At 69.5% G+C, this 18,469-nt stretch carries 21 protein-coding genes; 7 read left to right on the forward strand and 14 right to left on the reverse strand.

From position 1 onward, the window contains the following. Nucleotides 1–12 precede the first annotated feature (12 nt). Together OG953_RS17900 and OG953_RS17905 are read left to right on the forward strand one after the other, a co-directional pair. Entirely contained in the window at nt 13–522 is a 510-nt protein-coding gene (locus tag OG953_RS17900; protein WP_405685340.1) for a methylated-DNA--[protein]-cysteine S-methyltransferase, read from the forward strand. A 1-nt stretch (nt 523) separates the two neighbouring features. Further along, a complete protein-coding gene (locus OG953_RS17905) occupies nt 524–1,237 on the forward strand; it encodes an alpha-ketoglutarate-dependent dioxygenase AlkB family protein (protein WP_405685341.1) in 714 nt (237 codons plus the stop codon). Here OG953_RS17905 and OG953_RS17910 read toward each other — a convergent pair. Together OG953_RS17910 and OG953_RS17915 are read right to left on the reverse strand one after the other, a co-directional pair. Further along, nucleotides 1,198–1,470, reverse strand: a complete 273-nt coding sequence (locus OG953_RS17910; protein WP_405685342.1) for a GlsB/YeaQ/YmgE family stress response membrane protein — start codon at nt 1,468–1,470, stop codon at nt 1,198–1,200. The genes OG953_RS17905 and OG953_RS17910 overlap by 40 nt on opposite strands. Before the next feature lie 106 nt (nt 1,471–1,576). Next, nucleotides 1,577–2,134 (reverse strand): SMI1/KNR4 family protein, encoded by a 558-nt coding sequence (locus tag OG953_RS17915; protein ID WP_405685343.1) that lies wholly within the window; start codon nt 2,132–2,134, stop codon nt 1,577–1,579. Nucleotides 2,135–2,245: 111 nt separating this feature from the next. Here OG953_RS17915 and OG953_RS17920 point away from each other — a divergent pair, with 111 nt between their 5' ends. Beyond that, nucleotides 2,246–2,647 carry a YccF domain-containing protein gene (locus OG953_RS17920; RefSeq protein WP_405691897.1) on the forward strand — a complete coding sequence of 134 codons (402 nt, stop codon included), beginning with the start codon at nt 2,246–2,248 and terminating at the stop codon, nt 2,645–2,647. Nucleotides 2,648–2,691: 44 nt separating this feature from the next. Further along, a complete protein-coding gene (locus OG953_RS17925; protein WP_405685344.1) occupies nt 2,692–2,835 on the forward strand; it encodes a hypothetical protein in 144 nt (47 codons plus the stop codon). Nucleotides 2,836–2,857: 22 nt separating this feature from the next. Here the strand turns inward: OG953_RS17925 and htpX are convergent, their stop codons facing one another. The 12 genes from htpX to OG953_RS17985 form a co-directional block, all read right to left on the reverse strand. After that, entirely contained in the window at nt 2,858–3,721 is an 864-nt protein-coding gene (htpX, locus tag OG953_RS17930) for a zinc metalloprotease HtpX (RefSeq protein ID WP_405685346.1), read from the reverse strand. Nucleotides 3,722–3,936: 215 nt separating this feature from the next. After that, entirely contained in the window at nt 3,937–4,395 is a 459-nt protein-coding gene (gene mscL, locus OG953_RS17935) for a large conductance mechanosensitive channel protein MscL (protein ID WP_327273543.1), read from the reverse strand. Between the two features lie 97 nt (nt 4,396–4,492). Next, the gene (locus tag OG953_RS17940) at nt 4,493–6,067 is read right to left on the reverse strand and encodes an NADH-quinone oxidoreductase subunit N (protein WP_405685348.1); all 1,575 of its coding nucleotides are present in this window, start codon (nt 6,065–6,067) and stop codon (nt 4,493–4,495) included. Continuing rightward, nucleotides 6,064–7,614 carry a NuoM family protein gene (locus OG953_RS17945; protein ID WP_405691899.1) on the reverse strand — a complete coding sequence of 517 codons (1,551 nt, stop codon included), beginning with the start codon at nt 7,612–7,614 and terminating at the stop codon, nt 6,064–6,066. The genes OG953_RS17940 and OG953_RS17945 overlap by 4 nt, the downstream gene beginning before the upstream one ends. A gap of 27 nt (nt 7,615–7,641) precedes the next feature. After that, nucleotides 7,642–9,642 carry an NADH-quinone oxidoreductase subunit L gene (locus OG953_RS17950; protein ID WP_405685349.1) on the reverse strand — a complete coding sequence of 667 codons (2,001 nt, stop codon included), beginning with the start codon at nt 9,640–9,642 and terminating at the stop codon, nt 7,642–7,644. Next, complete coding sequence (nuoK, locus tag OG953_RS17955; protein WP_405685350.1) at nt 9,639–10,052, reverse strand: NADH-quinone oxidoreductase subunit NuoK; 414 nt, start codon at nt 10,050–10,052, stop codon at nt 9,639–9,641. Before nuoK ends, OG953_RS17950 begins: the two co-directional genes overlap by 4 nt. After that, nucleotides 10,052–10,615 carry an NADH-quinone oxidoreductase subunit J gene (locus tag OG953_RS17960; protein ID WP_405685351.1) on the reverse strand — a complete coding sequence of 188 codons (564 nt, stop codon included), beginning with the start codon at nt 10,613–10,615 and terminating at the stop codon, nt 10,052–10,054. Before OG953_RS17960 ends, nuoK begins: the two co-directional genes overlap by 1 nt. After that, nucleotides 10,612–11,253 carry a NuoI/complex I 23 kDa subunit family protein gene (locus OG953_RS17965; RefSeq protein WP_405685352.1) on the reverse strand — a complete coding sequence of 214 codons (642 nt, stop codon included), beginning with the start codon at nt 11,251–11,253 and terminating at the stop codon, nt 10,612–10,614. The genes OG953_RS17960 and OG953_RS17965 overlap by 4 nt, the downstream gene beginning before the upstream one ends. Beyond that, nucleotides 11,253–12,221, reverse strand: coding sequence for an NADH-quinone oxidoreductase subunit H (locus tag OG953_RS17970; RefSeq protein ID WP_405685354.1), 969 nt, complete (start codon nt 12,219–12,221; stop codon nt 11,253–11,255). The genes OG953_RS17965 and OG953_RS17970 overlap by 1 nt, the downstream gene beginning before the upstream one ends. Continuing rightward, nucleotides 12,218–13,342: an NADH-quinone oxidoreductase subunit C gene (locus OG953_RS17975; RefSeq protein WP_405685355.1), complete on the reverse strand. Its 1,125-nt coding sequence runs from the start codon at nt 13,340–13,342 to the stop codon at nt 12,218–12,220. Before OG953_RS17975 ends, OG953_RS17970 begins: the two co-directional genes overlap by 4 nt. After that, nucleotides 13,339–14,019 (reverse strand): NADH-quinone oxidoreductase subunit B, encoded by a 681-nt coding sequence (locus tag OG953_RS17980; protein ID WP_405685357.1) that lies wholly within the window; start codon nt 14,017–14,019, stop codon nt 13,339–13,341. Before OG953_RS17980 ends, OG953_RS17975 begins: the two co-directional genes overlap by 4 nt. Next, complete coding sequence (locus tag OG953_RS17985) at nt 14,010–14,411, reverse strand: NADH-quinone oxidoreductase subunit A (RefSeq protein ID WP_405685359.1); 402 nt, start codon at nt 14,409–14,411, stop codon at nt 14,010–14,012. Before OG953_RS17985 ends, OG953_RS17980 begins: the two co-directional genes overlap by 10 nt. A gap of 170 nt (nt 14,412–14,581) precedes the next feature. On the opposite strand from OG953_RS17985, the gene OG953_RS17990 reads away from it, so the two are divergent. From OG953_RS17990 to OG953_RS18000, 3 genes are all read left to right on the forward strand, one after another. Further along, nucleotides 14,582–15,787: a sensor histidine kinase gene (locus OG953_RS17990; protein WP_405685360.1), complete on the forward strand. Its 1,206-nt coding sequence runs from the start codon at nt 14,582–14,584 to the stop codon at nt 15,785–15,787. 199 nt (nt 15,788–15,986) lie between these two features. Continuing rightward, entirely contained in the window at nt 15,987–17,342 is a 1,356-nt protein-coding gene (locus OG953_RS17995) for a sensor histidine kinase (RefSeq protein WP_405685361.1), read from the forward strand. Between the two features lie 188 nt (nt 17,343–17,530). Further along, nucleotides 17,531–18,205, forward strand: coding sequence for a LuxR C-terminal-related transcriptional regulator (locus tag OG953_RS18000; protein WP_393692463.1), 675 nt, complete (start codon nt 17,531–17,533; stop codon nt 18,203–18,205). Nucleotides 18,206–18,469: the final 264 nt, after the last annotated feature.

An 18,469-nucleotide genomic window follows, 5' to 3' on the forward strand; every position in this document is an offset into this window, starting at 1 on the left:
GAGGGACGAGTCATGACCATGTACGCAACGGTCGACAGCCCACTGGGTGAGCTGCTGCTGGTCGGCGAGAAGTCCACCCGCGCGGACTACGAAGTCGCGCTCGCCTCGCTCTCGCTGCCCGGCCAGAAGGGCGCCGCAGTCGTCCAGGACGGGTGGGTCCACGCGCCGGAAGCCTTCGCGGGAATTGCCGCACAGCTGCGGGAGTACTTCGAGGGGCGGCTGGCCCGCTTCGACATCGTGTACGCGGGCGGCCTGGGCACCGACTTCCAGCGCCGGGTCTGGGCGGCGCTGGACACTGTCCCGTACGGGGAGACCGTGTCGTACGGGCAGATCGCCGAACGGATCGGTATGCCCGGGGCGGGCGTGCGGGCCGTGGGTACGGCGATCGGGCGCAACCCCCTGCTCGTCGTACGGCCGTGCCATCGGGTGATCGGCGCGGACGGGGCCTTGCGGGGGTACGCAGGTGGTCTGGAGCGCAAGGAACAGCTTCTGGGGCTGGAAGGCGCCCTGGCGGTGCGCTGACATGTCCGGGCTCTTTCCGAGGCCGCGGGCCGTCGTCGCACCGGGGGCCGTGCATGTGCCCGAGTGGCTGCTGCCGGAGCGCCAGAGGGAGTTGGTGGCGGCCTGCCGGGAATGGGCGCGCGGGCCTGTGCCGTTGCGGCACACGGTGGTGCCGGGTGGCGGGATGATGTCCGTACAGACGGTCTGTCTGGGGTGGCACTGGCAGCCGTACCGGTATTCACGCACGGCCGACGATGTGAACGGTGCGCGGGTCGCCGACTTCCCCGACTGGCTGGCGGAGTTGGGACGGGAGGCGCTGGCAGAGGCGTACGGGGATGAGAGCCCGGCCCGGACGTACGCGCCGGACACCGCCCTCATCAACTTCTACGACGGCGCGGCGCGGATGGGCATGCACCAGGACAAGGAGGAGCGGTCCGGTGCTCCGGTGGTGTCACTCAGCATCGGCGACACCTGTGTCTTCCGCTTCGGGAACACGGAGAACCGCGGAAGGCCCTACACAGATGTGGAGTTGGCCTCCGGTGACCTGTTCGTCTTCGGCGGGCCTTCACGCTTCGCGTTCCACGGCGTACCGAAGGTCTGTCCGGGGACGGCCGATCCTGCGGCGGGGATGAGCCGTGGCCGGCTCAATCTGACCCTGCGTGAGACCGGGTTGGGCACCCCAGTCGCTGACGGGCGTCAGCGGCGTTCGCGGGAGTTCCCGAAGAGCAGCCGGTAGACGATCAGCAGGACCAGCGAACCGCCGATGGCCGCGACCCAAGTGGCCGTGTCGTAGAAGTCGTTGGAGATCGGTCGGTCGAGGAAGCGCGAGGATATCCAGCCGCCGAGGAAGGCACCGATGATCCCTATGAGGGTGGTGCCGACCAAGCCGCCCGGGTCGCGGCCCGGGAGCAGGACCTTGGCGATGACGCCGGCAAGCAGTCCGAGAATGATCCAGCCAATGATGCTCATGCGTGCGAACCTACCCGTCACTCGGTCTTGGAATCCAAGACGTTCCTGCCGGTCGGGCGGTTGCAGTGCGCAGTCCGCGAACGGGCCGCACCCGCCCGTCCATGGGTCATGTGCGGGCGCTGAAATCCGGCCAGGGCACCATGTCGGCCCCTTCGTCCTCGGACTCCTCGGAGTACCACGCGGTGCCGTCCAGCCAGCTGCGCAGCCACTGTGCGAGGTCGGGCTGGTCCACGTACCAGGCGCGCTCCGGCTCGTCGGCGTTCGGCTCGAAGAGCAGCACCGTGGTGTGTTCGCTGCGACAGTCCACGCAGGAGTACATCCCGCAGCCCAGGCTGCATATCGGCAGCACGCCCTCCGGCCACGGCCACTTGCCCTCCTCGGTCGCGCTCCGGCGGCGGGCGAGATACTGCGCGACGACGGACTCCTCCCCATCCGGAGCCCGGTCGCCGATCAGCGGCATCAGACCGTACTCCGGCCCGAAGCCGCCGTTGGCGATCCGGGTGTACAGGGCGGTGAGCAGCGGCGGCAGGGCAAAGCCGAGGGCGGCCTCGGCACTTACGACGCCCTCGGCGGGCAGAGGTGCCGGGAGGGGGTACTTCTCCCAGCGCGGGGTGGTGCGTGCGGTCTTCTCCGCGGCTGCCAGCAACTGCTCGGTGTCGTTCATGGGTTCATGGTGAACGACGGCACTGACAATCAGGCGAGCCCTCTTCGGTTCCGGGACCGATACTGGCTTTGAACAGCCCTGACCGGCGAAACTTGCGGAAGGCTAGTGATCATGAAGCTCGTACAGCTGATCCTGAACGTCTTGTGGGTGGTGTTCTGCGGGTTCTGGATGGCCCTCGGCTACCTGCTCGCTGCGATCATCTGCTTCGTCCTGATCGTGACGATCCCGTTCGGCATCGCCTCGCTGAGAATCGCCGGCTACGTGCTGTGGCCATTCGGGCGGACCACCGTGGAGCGGCCCGACGCGGGTGCACCCTCGTGCGTCGGTAACGTGATCTGGCTCGTCTTCGCCGGGTGGTGGCTCGCGCTGGGGCACCTGATCACGAGCATCCCGCTGTTCGTGTCGATCATCGGAATCCCCTTCGGCTGGGCAAACCTGAAGATGATCCCCATCTCGCTCATGCCGCTGGGCCGAGAGGTGGTCACGACCGACGAAGTATTCGGAGCCCGCTAGGAGCTGTCGTCGTCCCCTGGCAGGGGACGCGATTCAATGGCGGCATGGGGGACAACGATGAGTACGCGAGAACCAGCAACCGGCTGACGGGGTGCGGCTGCCTGGCCGGGCTGGCGATCGCCGTGCTCGCTGTGCTCGGTATCCCTCTGTGGATTTTCTTCGGTCTGCTCTTCTCCGACTTCCACTAGGGGGCGTCCGCACGGATCGTCCTCACGGACGACGACCTGCCATCTGCTCCAGGCGTGCGATGCGCTCCGCCATCGGCGGGTGTGTCGAGAACATCTTGGAGATTCCCTGGCCGGGGCGGAAGGGATTCGCGATCATCATGTGGCTCGCGGTCTCGATCCTCGGCTCGGGGGGCAGAGGGAGCTGTTTCGTACCGGCTTCGAGCTTCCGCAGAGCGCTGGCCAGGGCCAGTGGGTCGCCGGTCAGCTGGGCGCCCGAGGCATCCGCCTCGTATTCGCGGGAGCGGCTTACGGCCAGCTGGATGACGGAGGCGGCCAGCGGGCCGAGGATCATGATCAGCAGCCTGCCGAAAAGGCTGGGTCCCTCGTCGTCGTTGGACCGGCCCACCGGGATCAGCCAGGCGAAGTTGACCAGGAACATGACGACGGAGGCGAGCGCTCCGGCGACAGACGAGATCAGGATGTCACGGTTGTAGACATGGCTCAGCTCGTGGCCGAGGACTCCGCGCAGCTCTCGCTCGTCCAGAATCTGCAGGATGCCCTCGGTGCAACAGACCGCCGCGTTACGCGGATTGCGGCCGGTGGCGAAGGCGTTGGGGGCCTGTGTCGGTGAGATGTAGAGCCGGGGCATGGGCTGGCGGGCTGCTGTTGAGAGCTCGCGGACCATGCGGTAGAGCTGTGGGGCCTCGAATTCGCTGACAGGGCGGGCGCGCATGGCCCTGAGCGCCAGCTTGTCGCTGTTCCAGTACGCGTAGGCGTTGGTGCCGACGGCTACGAGGAGCGCGACGATCAGGCCGGTACGTCCGAAGAAGCTTCCGATGACGATGATGAGTGCGGACAGGCCCCCGAGGAGTACGGCGGTTCTCAGCCCATTGTGCCGGCGGTGCACGGTACGCCCTCCAAGTGGTGCGGCAGGGGAACCCTTTGCTTGGTGGTCTCCACTCCCCCAGTGGAGCCTCTCGTACTGGTCAACGCCAGGCGAGGGGAGCTAGTTCCCTTGTGCGCGCGGCCGCGGGAGCAGGGCCTGCCCGGCACTTGCGGCCTGATCAGGCCCTGGGCCGTACGGGTGGAGGGATCGGCGTGTGCCGGTCGGCGCCGGGAGGCTCAGCGCTGGGCGGGGAGGCCGGCGAGTGCGAGGGCCTCGGGGTCCGGCTTGATCTCGCTGGTGCAGTGGGCGCAGCGGGAGGCGATGGCCGGGATCTCGGTGTAGCAGCGGGGGCAGTCGCGCACGGCGGCCTTGATGTCGACCTTCTCGTCCGCCTTGGAGAAGCGGTTCTGGACCTTCGTCATGGGGACGACGACGCAGAAGTAGAGCACCGCCGCGGTGATCAGGAAGGCGATGGCGGCGGCGAGGAACTTCCCGTACGGGAAGATGGCGCCCTCGATCGAGAACTCCGCCGCGCTGAAGTCTCCGACGGAACCGGTTGCGAGGCCGATCAGCGGGGTGATGAAGGCGGTGCTGAATCCGGTGACGACTGCGGTGAACGCGGCTCCGACAGCCAGCCCGATGGCCATGGAGATGACGTTTCCGCGCAGGATGAAGTCCTTGAACCCGTTCAGCACTGCTCTTGCTCCTCTGGGACATGCGTACGTGTGTGGGGATGTGCGGGCATGACCTTGCCCTCTACGGGCCGTCCCGGGCAAACCGATCTTCCGTACATCAGAAGAGATTGACGGCGGCGAACCTGAGGACCGTCTGCGGGGCACCGGAGAGTACGACGCCGACGACGGCGGTGAGGGCGATCGCGGCGGTGAGGGAGGCCGGGGCGCGGTGCCTGGTGGGGGCGGGTGCGGCCTCGTCCGCCGGGGTCTCTTCCGGAGCGCGGAAGAGCGCCGCGGTCCACTGCAGGTAGTAGTAGAGCGCGATCACGACGTTGACGGCCATGACGACGGCGAGCCAGCCGAGTCCCGCGTCGACGGCCGCGGAGAAGACCGTGACCTTGGCGAAGAGGCCGACGATGCCGGGAGGCAGGCCGGCCAGGCAGAGCAGGAAGAAGGCCATCGCGAGGGCGGTCAGAGGGCGGGTGGCGTAGAGGCCGCGGTAGTCGGAGATCCGGTTTCCGGGGTTCGTACGCGCGACGAGGGCCGCGACCGCGAATGCGCCGAGGTTCACGACGGCGTACATGAGGGCGTACGCGACGGTGGAGCCGATGTGCTCGTCACTCGAGTACGCGGCGGCGGCGATCGGCACCAGGAGGTAGCCGGCCTGGGCGACGGACGACCAGGCGAGTAGGCGTACGGCGCTGCGGACGCGGGTGGCGTTCTGGCGCAGGGCGGCGACGTTGCCGGTCGTCATGGTGAGCGCGGCGAGGACGGCGAGGGCCGGTCCCCAGACGTCGGCGTACGCCGGAAACGCGATCACGGTGACGAGGATGAGGCCGGAGAAGCCGACCGCCTTGCCGACGACCGAAAGGTAGGCGGCGACCGGCAGGGGTGCGCCGACGTAGGTGTCGGGAACCCAGAAATGGAAGGGTGCGGCGGCCGTCTTGAAGGCGAAGCCGACCAGGGTGAGGACGACACCCGCCTTGGCGAGGGTGTCGAGCTGACCGGGTACGTCGTCGAGCCGGGCGGCGATCTCCGTGAGGTGCAGGGTGCCGGTGGTGGCGTACACGAAGCTGACGCCGAGCAGCATGACGGCGGTCGCGACGACTGAGGAGAGGAAGAACTTCAGCGCGGCTTCGGAGGAGCGCCGGTCGCCGCGCTTGATGCCGACGAGGGCGAAGGCGGGCAGCGAGGCGACTTCGAGGGCGACGACGAGGGTGGCGAGGTCGCGGGCGGCGGGCAGGAGTGCGGCGCCCGACGCGGAGGACAGCAGGAGGAACCAGAACTCGCCTGCGGGGAGTTTGCGTGTGTCGCCGAGGGAGAGCAGGGCGGTCAGCAGGGCGCCGCCGAGGACGAGGGCCTGGATGACGAGGGCGAAGTGGTCTGCGGTGTAGCTGCAGGCCCCGGTGCCACCGGTGCCTGTGGTTGCCGCGGTGAGGCAGAAGGTGGAGCGGTCGCCGTCGCGCAGCGGGACGAGGAAGGCGAGTGCGGCCACGAGTCCGGCGATGGTGACCCGGCCGAGGAGCGGCTTGCGTTCCTCGGGCAGGAAGAGGTCGGCGACCAGGACGATCAGGGCGACGGTCGCGACGACGACCGGGGGCGCGATCGCGAGCCAGTCGACGGACTGAACGAGGCTGGTGGTGCTGTCGGCCGCTGTGGTGACGACGCCCGGGATGACGACGGCTGTGGTCACGACTTGCCTCCTGCGAGGAGCTTCTGCACGGCCGGGTCGGTGAGGCCGAGGAGGACGGCGGGCCACAGACCGGCGAGGACGGTGAGGGCGACGAGCGGGGTCCAGGCGGCGAATTCGTACGTCTGGACATCGGCCAGCTGCTGCGGCTCTTCCCGCTTCTCACCCATGCAGACCCGGCGTACGACGATCAGCATGTACGCGGCGGTGAGCAGGGTGCCGAACGCGGCGATCGACATGAAGGTGAGGAAGGCGGGGCGGCTGAGGCCGTCGGCGGGGTCGAAGGAGCCGAACAGGGCGAGCATCTCGCCCCAGAACCCGGCGAGCCCGGGCAGGCCCAGGGAGGCGACGGCGGCGAAGGCGAGGAGGCCGCCGAGGCGGGGGGCGCGGCCGTAGAGCGCGGCCCCGGTGGCGCCGGAGAGGGTGTCGAGGTCGGCGGTGCCGTACCGGTCCTTGACCGCGCCGACCAGGAAGAACAGCAGGCCGGTGATCAGACCGTGGGCGATGTTGGCGAAGAGCGCGCCGTTGACTCCGGTGGGGGTCATGCTCGCGATGCCGAGGAGTACGAAGCCCATGTGCCCGACGGAGGAGTACGCGATCAGGCGCTTGAGGTCGCCCTTGGAGCCTGGGCGGGCCAGCGCCAGGCAGGCGAGCGATCCGTAGACGATGCCGACGACCGCGAAGGCGGCGAGGTAAGGCGCGAAGGTGTGCATCCCGTCGGGGGCGATGGGAAGCAGGATGCGGACGAATCCGTACGTACCCATCTTCAGCAGGACGCCCGCGAGCAGGACCGAACCGACGGTCGGAGCGGCGGTGTGGGCGTCCGGGAGCCAGCTGTGCAGCGGCCACATCGGGGTCTTCACGGCGAGCCCGACACCGATCGCCAGAACGGCGATGACCTGCACGGACGAGGTGAGCCCACGGCCGTTGTCAGCGGCGAGTGCCACCATGTCGAAGGTGCCGCTCTTCAGGCCGATGAGGAGCAGGCCCAGCAACATGATCACCGAGCCGAGCAGCGTGTAGAGGATGAACTTCCAGGCGGCGGCCTGCTTCTGTGCACCGCCCCAGCGGGCGATGAGGAAGTACATCGGGATGAGCACCATCTCGAACGCCAGGAAGAACAGCAGCAGATCGAGGACGGCGAAGGTCGCGAGGGTGCCGGACTCCAGGACGAGGATGAGTGCGACGAAGGCCTTCGGGGAGGGGCCTTCAGGCATTTTGAAGTAGCTGTAGAGCGCGCAGAGGAAGGTCAGCAGCGCGGTCAGTACGAGAAGGGGGAGCGAGATGCCGTCGATGCCGAGGTGGATGCGGACGTCGAGCGCCGGGATCCAGCTGATGTCGGTGGTGGCCTGCATCTTCGACGGGTGGCCGTGGTCGAAGCCGACGGCGAGCGCGATCGCGGCGATGAGGATCGCGCCGGTGACGGTCACGCCGTGGCGGAGCACGGCCTGGTCGGGGCTGCTCCCCTTCAGCCCGGGCGGGGCCGGCAACAGAGCGGCCACGGCGCCGATGAGCGGGACGACGACGATGAACGCGAGAAGGAACTGCATCACGGATTCGCTGATATCGATCACGGCTCACGCCCCGGCGTTGACGTTGGCAAAAACCACGGCGGCGATCGCCAGGACCAGGGAACCGGCGAGCAGTGCGCTGAGGTAGGTCTGCACATTGCCGGTCTGGGCGCGGCGGACGGCGGTGCCGAGCCAGCGTGCGCCGGTGCCGGAACCGCGTACGTAGGTGTCGACGACCTCGCGGTCCAGGAAGCGGACGAGGCTCGCCGCGGCCTGGACGGGGCGGACGAACAGGGTCGTGTACAGGGCGTCGAGGTGGAAGCCGGCGGCGGCGTGGCGGTGGAGCGGGCCGAGCAGCAGGCGGCCGGGGTCGGCCGGGTCGGGGGCGTCCCCGTCGGCGCCGTAGGCAGCGGTGTGCGCCGACATGGCCTGGGCCTCGACGAGGGCGGGTTCGGCGTCGGGGTGGGCGACGACGGTGCCGACGGGGGTGCGGGCGGCGAGTGCCGATGTGTGGCGCCAGGCGCCGTAGGTGACGAGACCGCCGACGAGGCCGACGCCCGTGGAGAGGACGGCAGTGGTCACGGACGGGGTGAGGCTGTGGCCGTCGAACCAGTCGGTGATCGCGCCGACGGTCAGTCCGAAGGCGATGGTGGGGACGGCGAGCACCCAGAGGACGGCGGTCATCGCGACGGGCTGCCTGCCGTGGTCGGGGGCCTCGGCGCCGCGGCCCCGGAAGGCGAGGAGCCAGAGGCGGGTGGCGTACGCGGCGGTGAGGACGGCGGCGAGCAGTCCGGCGACGAGGACGGTCCAGCCGGCGGCGGCCGGGGCGACGTGCCGCTCCCCGAGTGCGGTGTGCTCGGCGGCGACGAGGACGGCTTCCTTGGAGAAGAAGCCGGCGAACGGCGGAATGGCGGCGAGCGCGAGGAGGGCGACGGTCATCGTCCAGTAGGCGTCCGGGATGCGCTTCGTCAGGCCGCCCATACGGGACATGGCGGCCAGCGAGTTGGTCCCGGCGGCGTGGATGACGACGCCCGCCGCGAGGAAGAGGACGGCCTTGAACGCACCGTGGGAGAGGAGGTGGAAGACGGCGGCACCTCGGTCACCGACGGCCAGGGCGCCCGCCATGTAGCCGAGCTGGCCGATCGTCGAGTAGGCGAGGACACGTTTGATGTCGTCCTGGGCGAGGGCGGCGAGTCCCGAGCCGATCATCGTGATCGCCGCCATCACGGCGAGGACGACGAGGGCCGCGCCGGACTGGGCGAAGACGGGGAGGAGCCGGGCCACGAAGTAGATACCGGCGGCGACCATCGTCGCGGCGTGGATCAGCGCGGAGACGGGGGTGGGGCCGGCCATCGCGTCGGGCAGCCAGGTGTGCAGGGGGAACTGCGCGGACTTGCCCGCGACGCCCGCGAGGAGCAGCAGGGCGACGACGGTGGGGTGATCCAGGCCGCCGTTCGCGACGGCGCCCAGGATGCCGGTGATGCGGAACGTGCCGGTGTCGGCGGCGAGTGCGAACAGACCGATCAGGAAGGGGACGTCGCCGAGCTTGGTTACCAGGAAGGCCTTGAGGGAGGCGGCGCGTGCTTCGGGCGTCTCCCAGTAGTGGCCGACGAGGAAGTACGAGCAGATGCCCATGATCTCCCAGCCGACCAGGAGCACCATCAGGTCGCCGGAGTAGACGACGAGCAGCATCGCGGCGGTGAAGAGGGAGACGAGAGCCGCGTACGAGGGGTAGCGGGGGTCGTTGCGCAGATAGGCGGTCGAGTAGATCTGCACACAGGTCGCGACGAGCCCGACCAAAACGGCGACGAGGACCGCGAAGCCGTCGAGGTGCAGGGCGAGTTCGATCGGGACCGAGCCGGTGGGGGTGAGTTGGGTCGCAGCGTCGATGGCCCGGCCACCGCCCTGGTCCGAGGCGACGACGACGGCGAGCACGAAGGCGGCGAGGGTGGGCAGTACGGCGAGCGGGCGTACGTATCCGGGGGCGGTGCGTCCGAGAAGGAGACCGGCCGCGGCGCCCAGGAACGGAAGAAGGGGGACGAGGACGGCGAGGGTCGTGGTGGTCACGCGGTGGCCTCTGCCTTCTTTGCCTTCCCTGCCGGAGCAGTGGCCTGATCTTCGGTGCCGTGGGTCTCGTCGGCTGCATCGCCGGGGAGGGTTTCGGCGGCGTCGGTCTCGGCGGTGTCGCGGAGGCGGTCGACGTCCGAGCTGCCGCGGTTGCGGTGGACGGCGAGGACGATCGCCAGGCCGATGCCGATCTCCGCCGCCGCGATGGCGATGGTGAAGAGGGTGAGGGCCTGGCCGGAGTGCAGGGTGTCGCGGAGCCAGACGTCGAAGGCGACCAGGTTGAGGTTGACGGCGTTGAGCATCAGCTCGACGGACATCAGGACCAGGATCGCGTTGCGGCGGGCGAGCACTCCGTACAGCCCGGTGCAGAAGAGGAGGGCGGCGAGCACGGCGGGATAGGCGAGGTGCATCAGCTCTGCTCCTTACTGCGCTTGCGAGACAGGACGATCGCGCCGACGAGGGCGGCGAGCAGCAGGACGGAGAGTGCTTCGAACGGCAGCACCCAGTGCCGGAAGAGGAAGGCGCCGGTCACCTCGGTGGAGCCCTGGGCCGGTCCGTCCAGGTCGATCCAGGTGGTGCGGAAGGCGTCGACGACGACCCAGACGAGCGCGCCGCCGGCGGCGACCGCCACACCGAGGGCCGCCCAGCGGTTGCCCGAGTCGGCGTCCGGGGAGCGGCCGATGGGGGCCTTGGTGAGCATCAGCCCGAAGAGAAGGAGGACGACCACGGAACCGACGTAGATCAGTACCTGCACCCAGGCGATGAACTCCGCGGTGAGCAGGAGGTACTCGACGGCGAGACCGCCGAGCGCCACGACCAGCCAGAGGGCGGCATGCACCAGTTGCTTGGTCGTGACCGTGACGAGGGCTGCGCCGAAGGTGGCGATGCCGACGAGCACGAAAGCGATCTCGATGCCGGTCGGGGAGAGAAAGCCGGAGTGGGCGGAGTGGGCCGCGGCGGCTGCGAGTGTCACTCCTCCCCCTCTTCTTTCCTCTGGACCTGCTGGGTCTCCTGGGCCTGCTGGGCTTCTTCGGCCTGCTCGGCTTCCTGCGCCTCCTTGGCGCGCTGGGCTTCGAGTTTCTCCGCCGTCTTGCGGGCGGCGGCGATCTCCTTCGGCTCCTCGGCGCCCGGGTCGAGCGCGGGCGGTTCCGGCACCGTCCACATCCATTCGCGGAGCTTGTCGCGCTCATGGGTGAGTTCGAGGATGTCCGTCTCCGCGTATTCGAACTCCGGCGACCAGAACAGCGCGTCGAAGGGACACACCTCGATACAGATGCCGCAGTACATACAGAGCGAGAAGTCGATCGCGAAGCGGTCGAGGACGTTGCGGCTGCGCTCGCGCCCGCCCGGGATGGCAGCGGGCACCGTCTCCTTGTGGGAGTCGATGTAGATGCACCAGTCCGGGCACTCACGGGCGCAGAGCATGCAGACCGTGCAGTTCTCCTCGAAAAGTGCGATGACACCGCGGGAGCGGGGCGGGAGCTCGGGCTGGACGTCCGGGTACTGCGCGGTGACCGTCTTCTTCGTCATCGTCCGCAGCGTGACGGCCAGGCCCTTGGCCAGGCCTGAGCCGGGGATGCGGGGCCGCGAGGGCGGGAGCGATGGAGCCATCAGTTGATCGCCACCTTCACGATGCCGGTGAGCGCGATCTGCGCGAGAGCGAGCGGGATGAGGGTGGTCCAGGCGAGCTTCTGCAGCTGGTCCTCCCGGAGCCGGGGGTAGCTCACGCGCAGCCAGATGACGACGAAAGCGAGGACCGCGGTCTTGAGGAGCGTCCAGACCCAGCCGAGTCCGTCGGCGCCGAACGGGCCGTGCCAGCCGCCGAGGAAGAGGACGGTGGTCAGTCCGCACAGGACGACGATGCCCGCGTACTCGGCGAGCAGGAACAGTGCGAAACGGAGGCCGGTGTATTCGGTGTATGCGCCGAAGATGATCTCCGAGTCGGCGACCGGCATGTCGAACGGCGGACGCTGCAGTTCGGCGAGTCCGGCCACGAAGAAGACCAGGGCGCCGACGATCTGCCAGGGCAGCCACCACCACTCGAAGGCGTTGAGGATGCCCGGGAGGGAGACGGTGCCTGCCGCCATCGCGACGGACGCGGCGGCGAGCAGCATCGGCAGCTCGTACGCAAGCAGCTGGGCGGCGGTGCGAAGGCCCCCGAGGAGGGAGAACTTGTTGGCCGAGGCCCAGCCCGCCATCAGCGAGCCGAGCACTCCGACGCCCATCACGGCGAGCACGAAGAAGATGCCCGCGTCGACGATCTGTCCGACCGCGCCCTCGCTGGGGCCGATCGGGATGGCGACGAGCACGAGGAGGTACGGGAGCAGCGCGACGGCCGGCGCGAGCTGAAAGATACGGCGGTCGGCCTCGGCCGGGACGATGTCTTCCTTCTGCGCGAACTTCACGCCGTCCGCGACGAGCTGGGCCCAGCCGTGGAAGCCCCCCGCGTACATGGGTCCGAGGCGGCCCTGCATATGGGCCATCACCTTGTGCTCGGTCTGCCCCACGACGAGGGGGAGAACCATGAACACGGCGAAAACGATGACGAGCCGGAGGGCGACGTCCAGTGCGTCGTTCACGCGGTATCGCCTCCGGCGGTGCGGTCGGGGGCCGGCTCGGGTGTGAGGTCCTGGGCCGGGGGCTCGGGCTGGTCGGGGGTGTCCGTGGTGTCGGGGGTGGGCGGGGCCTCTGGAATGGGGGTGTCGCTGCGCGGGGCCTCTCCCCTGCCCGCCCCTTCCCGAACCGGGGGCTCCGCCCCCGGGCCCCCGGTCGTGTCGAAGGCCGGGCGGGCGTGGTGCCAGGGAGCGTCGCTGCTTCCGGGGTTCGGCTCCGCCGTCCCCGTCCCCGACGCGTTCGGTCCTGCCTGTTCCCGTGCCTCGGCCCCGGCCGTCCCCGGCTTCGCCGCCTCACACTGCTGGCTGGCCGAGCCCTGGGACGCGCTGCGGGTACGGCGCGGGGTGGCGGGAGGTGCGGGCTCGGTGGCCGGTGCTGCCGTCTTTGGCTGCTGGCCGACGGAGCCCTCGCTCACGCTGCGGGCACGGCGTACCGGGCGGTCGCCCGCCGCACGCGGGGTGCGGGCCGGGCGGGACGGGGCGGGCGGGAGCTGGCCCTTGAGGGGACCCCATTCGTTCGGGTCGGGGACGCCGGGCGGCAGCATCGTGCGCCGCTTCGGGCCGCCGTGCTCCGACTCGCCCGGCTCCTTCGCGCCGGGCCAGGCCTTCGCGACGCGTGCCGCCAGCACGAAGTCCTTGCGCAGCGGGTGGCCCTCGAAGCCCTCGGGCAGCAGCAGCGGCACCAGGTGCGGGTGGCCCTCGAAGCCGATGCCGAACATCTCGTGTGTCTCGCGCTCGTGCCAGGCGGCGCCCGCGTAGATGCCGATGGCGGTGGGAAGGACTGCCGCCTCGTGCGGAACGGTCGTACGGATCAAGAGCCGACGGACCTTGCCCTCGGCCAGGGAGGCGACATGGACGCAGACCCGGAAGCCGGTGCCCGGTTCGTCGACAGCGCTCAGCCAGTCGAAATAGGTGCACCCCAGCCGGTCGCGGGCCGTTTCGAGAGCGGCGATCCAGGAGGAGGCCGGTACATCGACGGTCAGCAGGTCGTAGGCGTACTCGGCCGTCGCGTCCTCGCCGAAGAGCTCGGCGGCGGCGTCCGGAAGCCGGTCGTAGCTTTCCCGGTCATGACTTTCGGTGCCGGTCACTTCTGCCCCTCCCCCGGTGTCGGCGGGGCGGCGACCAGGCCGCTGCGCAGTGCGGCGGTGGAAGGACGGCTGCCGCCGCCCGTCGCGTACCGCTCACCCAGCGACTCGCGGGCGATCTTCTCCTGCAGCTTGAGGATGCCCTGGAGGAGCGCCTCGGGCCGGGGCGGGCAGCCGGGGACATAGACATCGACCGGGATGATCTGGTCGACGCCCTTCGTCACGGAGTACGAGTCCCAGTACGGGCCGCCGCAGTTGGAGCAGGCGCCGAAGGAGATGACGTACTTGGGCTCGGGCATCTGCTCGTACAGCCGCTTCACGGCCGGAGCCATCTTGTCCGTCACCGTGCCGGAAACGATCATGAGGTCGGCCTGACGCGGGCCGGGGGCGAACGGGATCACACCGAGCCGGATGAAGTCGTGCCGGGCCATGGAGGCGGCGATGAATTCGATGGCGCAGCAGGCGAGCCCGAAGTTGAAGACCCAGAGGCTGTAGCGGCGGCCCCAGTTCAGGACCACCTTCATCGGCTCGGGAGCCAGGCGCGACAGGACACCGAGCCGCTTGGGCTCCGGCAGGAACGTCGGAACGGTCTGCGGTTCGGACCCCACCTCGGGCGCCGGCTCCGGTCCCGACTGCACTGCGGGCCGGTGCTCGGGGGGCGGCGGGCTCGTCACGTCCATTCGAGGACGCCCTTCTTCCATGCGTAGAGCAGTCCTACGGCCAGGAAACCGAGGAAGATGAACATTTCCACCAGAGTCGTCGCCCCATATCCGGGTGCGGCGAATACGGTCGCCCACGGAAACAGGAAGATCGAGTCGACGGCGAAGATCACGTACAGGAAGGCATACACGTAATAACGGACCTGGGTATGTGCCCATCCTTCACCCACCGGGTCCACGCCGCACTCGTACGTCAGGAGCTTCTCCGGCGTGGGAACCACGGGGCGCAGCAGTCGGCCGACGCCGAAGGCGATGGCGACGAACAGCACGCCGATCACAGCGAGCAGTCCGACCACTGAATAGCTGTGGAAGTAGTCCGACGCGAGAACGGTCGATTCCGGCAGGTCCGCCACGTCCGCCCCTCGCTCCCTCAAACCTGTTCGACGATCTGTACGCACGGGAGTCTAGGCCCTGTTAAAGAGAGGGTAAGCAGTCGCATCGGACAACGGGTGGGGTTATCCCTACTTCACCCCACCCACGAGCCCCATGGCGTGCGCAGGCCCCGCCCGGCAGGCTGGGGCGTATGACCATGAGCCCCCTGGTGCCCGACAACGACCGGCCACCGCCCGCCCGCTTCGCCCTCGACCGGTGGACGTGGAAGGAGATCGCCCATCTCCTGGCCAACCTCCCCATGACCATCGCCGGGTTTGTTTACACAGTGTTCATGATCGGTATCGGCGTGGGGCTTGCGGTCACGGTGATCGGTCTGCCTCTGCTCGCCGCCGGACTGCACGGGGCGCGGCTGCTCGGGAAGGCCGAGCGGGGCCGGGCGCGGGCGATGCTCGGGGTGCGGATCGACGAACCGAGCCCGATGATTCTGTCCCGCCGGGAACAGGGGTTCTTCCCCTGGCTGTGGTCGAGCCTCACGGACCCGGTGGGCTGGCGGGCCGTGCTGTATTCCTTCATACGGCTGCCCTGGGGTGTACTCACCTTCGCCGTGACGTTCGTGAGCCTCTTCGTGCTGTGGCCGGTGCTCCCCTACATCGCGCGGTTCCTCACCAATGCCGACCGGGCGATGGTGCGCGGGCTGCTCTCGCCCTCCGACGAGTTGGAGCGCAGGATCGCCGAGCTGGAGTCGGACCGAGGGGTGGTCGTCGACACGGCCGCCGCCGACCTGCGCCGCATCGAACGGGACCTGCACGACGGGGCACAGGCCCGCCTCGTCGCCCTCGCCATGGGCCTCGGTCTGGCGAAGGAGAGACTGACGGACGACCCCGAGGCCGCCGCCCGCATGGTCGACGAGGCCCACGGAGAGGTGAAGATCGCCCTCCAGGAACTCCGCGACCTCGCCCGCGGCATCCACCCCGCCGTCCTCAGCGACCGGGGCCTCGACGCCGCACTCTCCGCCATCGCCTCCCGCTGCACCGTGCCCGTGACGGTGGGGGTGGATCTGCCGGCGCGTCCCGCGGAGGCAATCGAGGGAATCGCCTACTTCACGGTCTCCGAGCTGTTGCAGAACGTGAGCAAGCACAGCGCGGCACGTTCGGCGTCCGTCGAGGTGTGGCGGTCGGCGGACCGGCTGCTGATCCAGGTCACCGACGACGGGCAGGGCGGGGCCCGGATGGACGGCGGCACGGGCATGGCCGGGCTGGCCGAACGGCTGGGCGCCGTCGATGGGCTGTTCGTCCTCGACTCGCCGGCCGGCGGTCCTACGACGGTCACCGCGGAGCTGCCCTGGCGGGACCGGGAGCGGGAGCCGAACCGTACGGGGGCGGCCAAGCGCACCTAGAAACCCAGCGCCCCAGAAGGCCGGCACGCCTGGGCCCAGCCCCCTGAGCCCCCCCTGGCAGGGTGGGGAAAACCCCCGGTCGAAGAGGGATACCGCCCTCATGGTGCGCCGACCCGCGACCCAGCACCCTTGTTGTACCGGCCGGAACCCCGAAACCAACCGGAGGAACCGGCTTCATGAGAAGAAACGGACTGCACCCATGGCCACGGCATACGGACCGGACACTCGGGACCACCAGCGGTCCGGAGCCGGTTTCGGGGACCATCCCCCGGTGAAGCACTTCTTCCCGGCCGCGCTGCGCGCGCCTTTCGAGGGCAGGACCTGGCGCGAGTTCGGCTATCTGCTGCTGAGCCTGCCGATCAGCGTGGTCCTGTTCAGCCTCTCGATCACGCTGACGACGCTGGGCATCGGCATGCTGATCACCTTCCTCGGGGTTCCGATCCTGGCCGGCGCGCTGGCCATGTGCCGCGGTTTCGGCGCGATGGAGCGGGCCCGGGCGCGCGGGCTGCTGAAGCTGGACGTGGCGGACCCGGCGCCGGTGCGCGGCAGGGCCGGCGGCCTGATGCCCTGGGTGGGCGCGGTCCTCAAGAGCGGGGTGTCCTGGCGGCATCTGCTCTACGCGCTGCTGCACTTCCCGTGGGCGATCTTCGCCTTCACTGTTTCGCTGACGCTCTGGGCGTGCGGGTGGGCCACCCTCACCTACCCGCTGTGGCGCTGGGTCTACCCGACGTACATGGGGATCGACGGCATTCAGCTGTACGGCGACAGCACCCATCAGATCTATCTCGACTCCCCCTTCGAGCTGGCTGCGACCAGCGTGTGCGGCCTGATACTCGTGCTCGTCACGCCGTGGATCATCCGTGGTCTGGCGGGTGTGGACGGGATGATGGTGGCCGGGCTGCTCGGGCCGTCCCGGCTGGCGACACGCGTCTTTGAGCTGGAGTCGGACCGCGGGGTGGTCGTCGACACGGCCGCCGCCGACCTGCGCCGCATCGAACGGGACCTGCACGACGGGGCACAGGCCCGCCTCGTCGCCCTCGCCATGGATCTGGGCCTGGCGAAGGAGAAGCTGACGGACGACCCCGAGGCCGCCGCCCGCATGGTCGACGAGGCCCACGGAGAGGTGAAGATCGCCCTCCAGGAACTCCGCGACCTCGCCCGCGGCATCCACCCCGCCGTCCTCACCGACCGGGGCCTCGACGCCGCACTCTCCGCCATCGCCTCCCGCTGCACCGTGCCCGTGACGGTCGAGGTGGACCTGGCGTCCAGGCCCGCCCAGGCGATCGAGGGAATCGCCTACTTCACGGTCTCCGAGCTGTTGCAGAACGTGAGCAAGCATTCAAACGCGACCCGCGCATCGGTCGATGTGTGGCGGACGGCGGACCGGCTGATGCTCCAGGTCACGGACAACGGGCGCGGCGGCGCCGATGTGTCCTCGGGCAGCGGGCTGGCCGGGCTGACCGAGCGGCTGGACGCGGTGGACGGCGTACTCGTCGTGGATTCCCCGCAGGGCGGCCCGACTCGGATCACGGCCGAGCTGCCGTGGCGCGGCTGAACACACCCGCGCGCACGCACGGAGCCGTGACAGGAACCCCCCACCCCCACTGCTCCCCTCCCCTCGTCCTCGGCCGCCGGGCCGGCTTGCTTTCAAGCCGGCCCGGCGGCCGAGGACACGGCACTGCCGATACTGGGATGCTGGACGTCATGCAGGCGGGACCAGCGAGCAGTGGGGGATACAGCGTCATGGTGGAGGACAGGGTGCGAGTAGTCATCGCCGAGGATTCGGTACTGCTTCGGGAGGGGCTCACCCGGCTGCTGACCGATCTCGGGCATGACGTCGTCGCCGGGGTGGGGGACGCCGAGGCGCTGATCAAGACGGTGCGCGACCTCGCCGGACAGGACGCGCTGCCCGATGTGGTGGTCGCCGATGTGCGGATGCCGCCCACCCACACCGACGAGGGTGTACGGGCGGCGGTGCGACTGCGCAAGGACTATCCCGGGATCGGGGTACTGGTCCTTTCGCAGTACGTCGAGGAGCAGTACGCGACCGAGCTGCTGGCCGGATCCAGCCGAGGTGTGGGGTATCTGCTGAAGGACCGGGTCGCCGAGGTCCGGGAGTTCGTGGACGCGGTGGTCCGGGTGGCGCAGGGCGGGACGGCACTGGACCCGGAAGTCGTGGCGCAGCTGCTGGGGCGAAGCCGTAAACAGGACGTCCTGGCCGGGCTGACGCCGCGCGAGCGCGAGGTGCTCGGCCTGATGGCGGAGGGTCGGACGAACTCCGCGGTGGCCAGGCAGCTGGTGGTGAGCGACGGGGCCGTGGAGAAGCACGTCAGCAATATCTTCCTGAAGCTGGGCCTGTCCCCCAGTGACGGGGATCACCGCCGGGTGCTGGCGGTGCTGACCTACCTGAACTCCTGATGAGCTGACACTCTGTCAGATACCTGGCGAAGGTCACCGCGGGGGCCGGACGCGGCCCTCGCGGTGACCCGCGCCCCGGACAGGGGCCGATCGGGGTCCTAGAACCAAAGAATGAGTGCACGGCGTCTTCACCGAACGGCCGAGGGGCTTGCGAAACATGACAAACCGGTATCAAATCGCGTCTCAAAACGAGGTCCACCATATGATCGGTCCAGGGAAGGCGACCCTTACCGACGTAGGGTGGGCCTTGGGACCGCCGGCGGG

The organism is Streptomyces sp. NBC_00057 (assembly GCF_045041165.1).
In the GTDB taxonomy this organism is placed as follows: domain Bacteria; phylum Actinomycetota; class Actinomycetes; order Streptomycetales; family Streptomycetaceae; genus Streptomyces.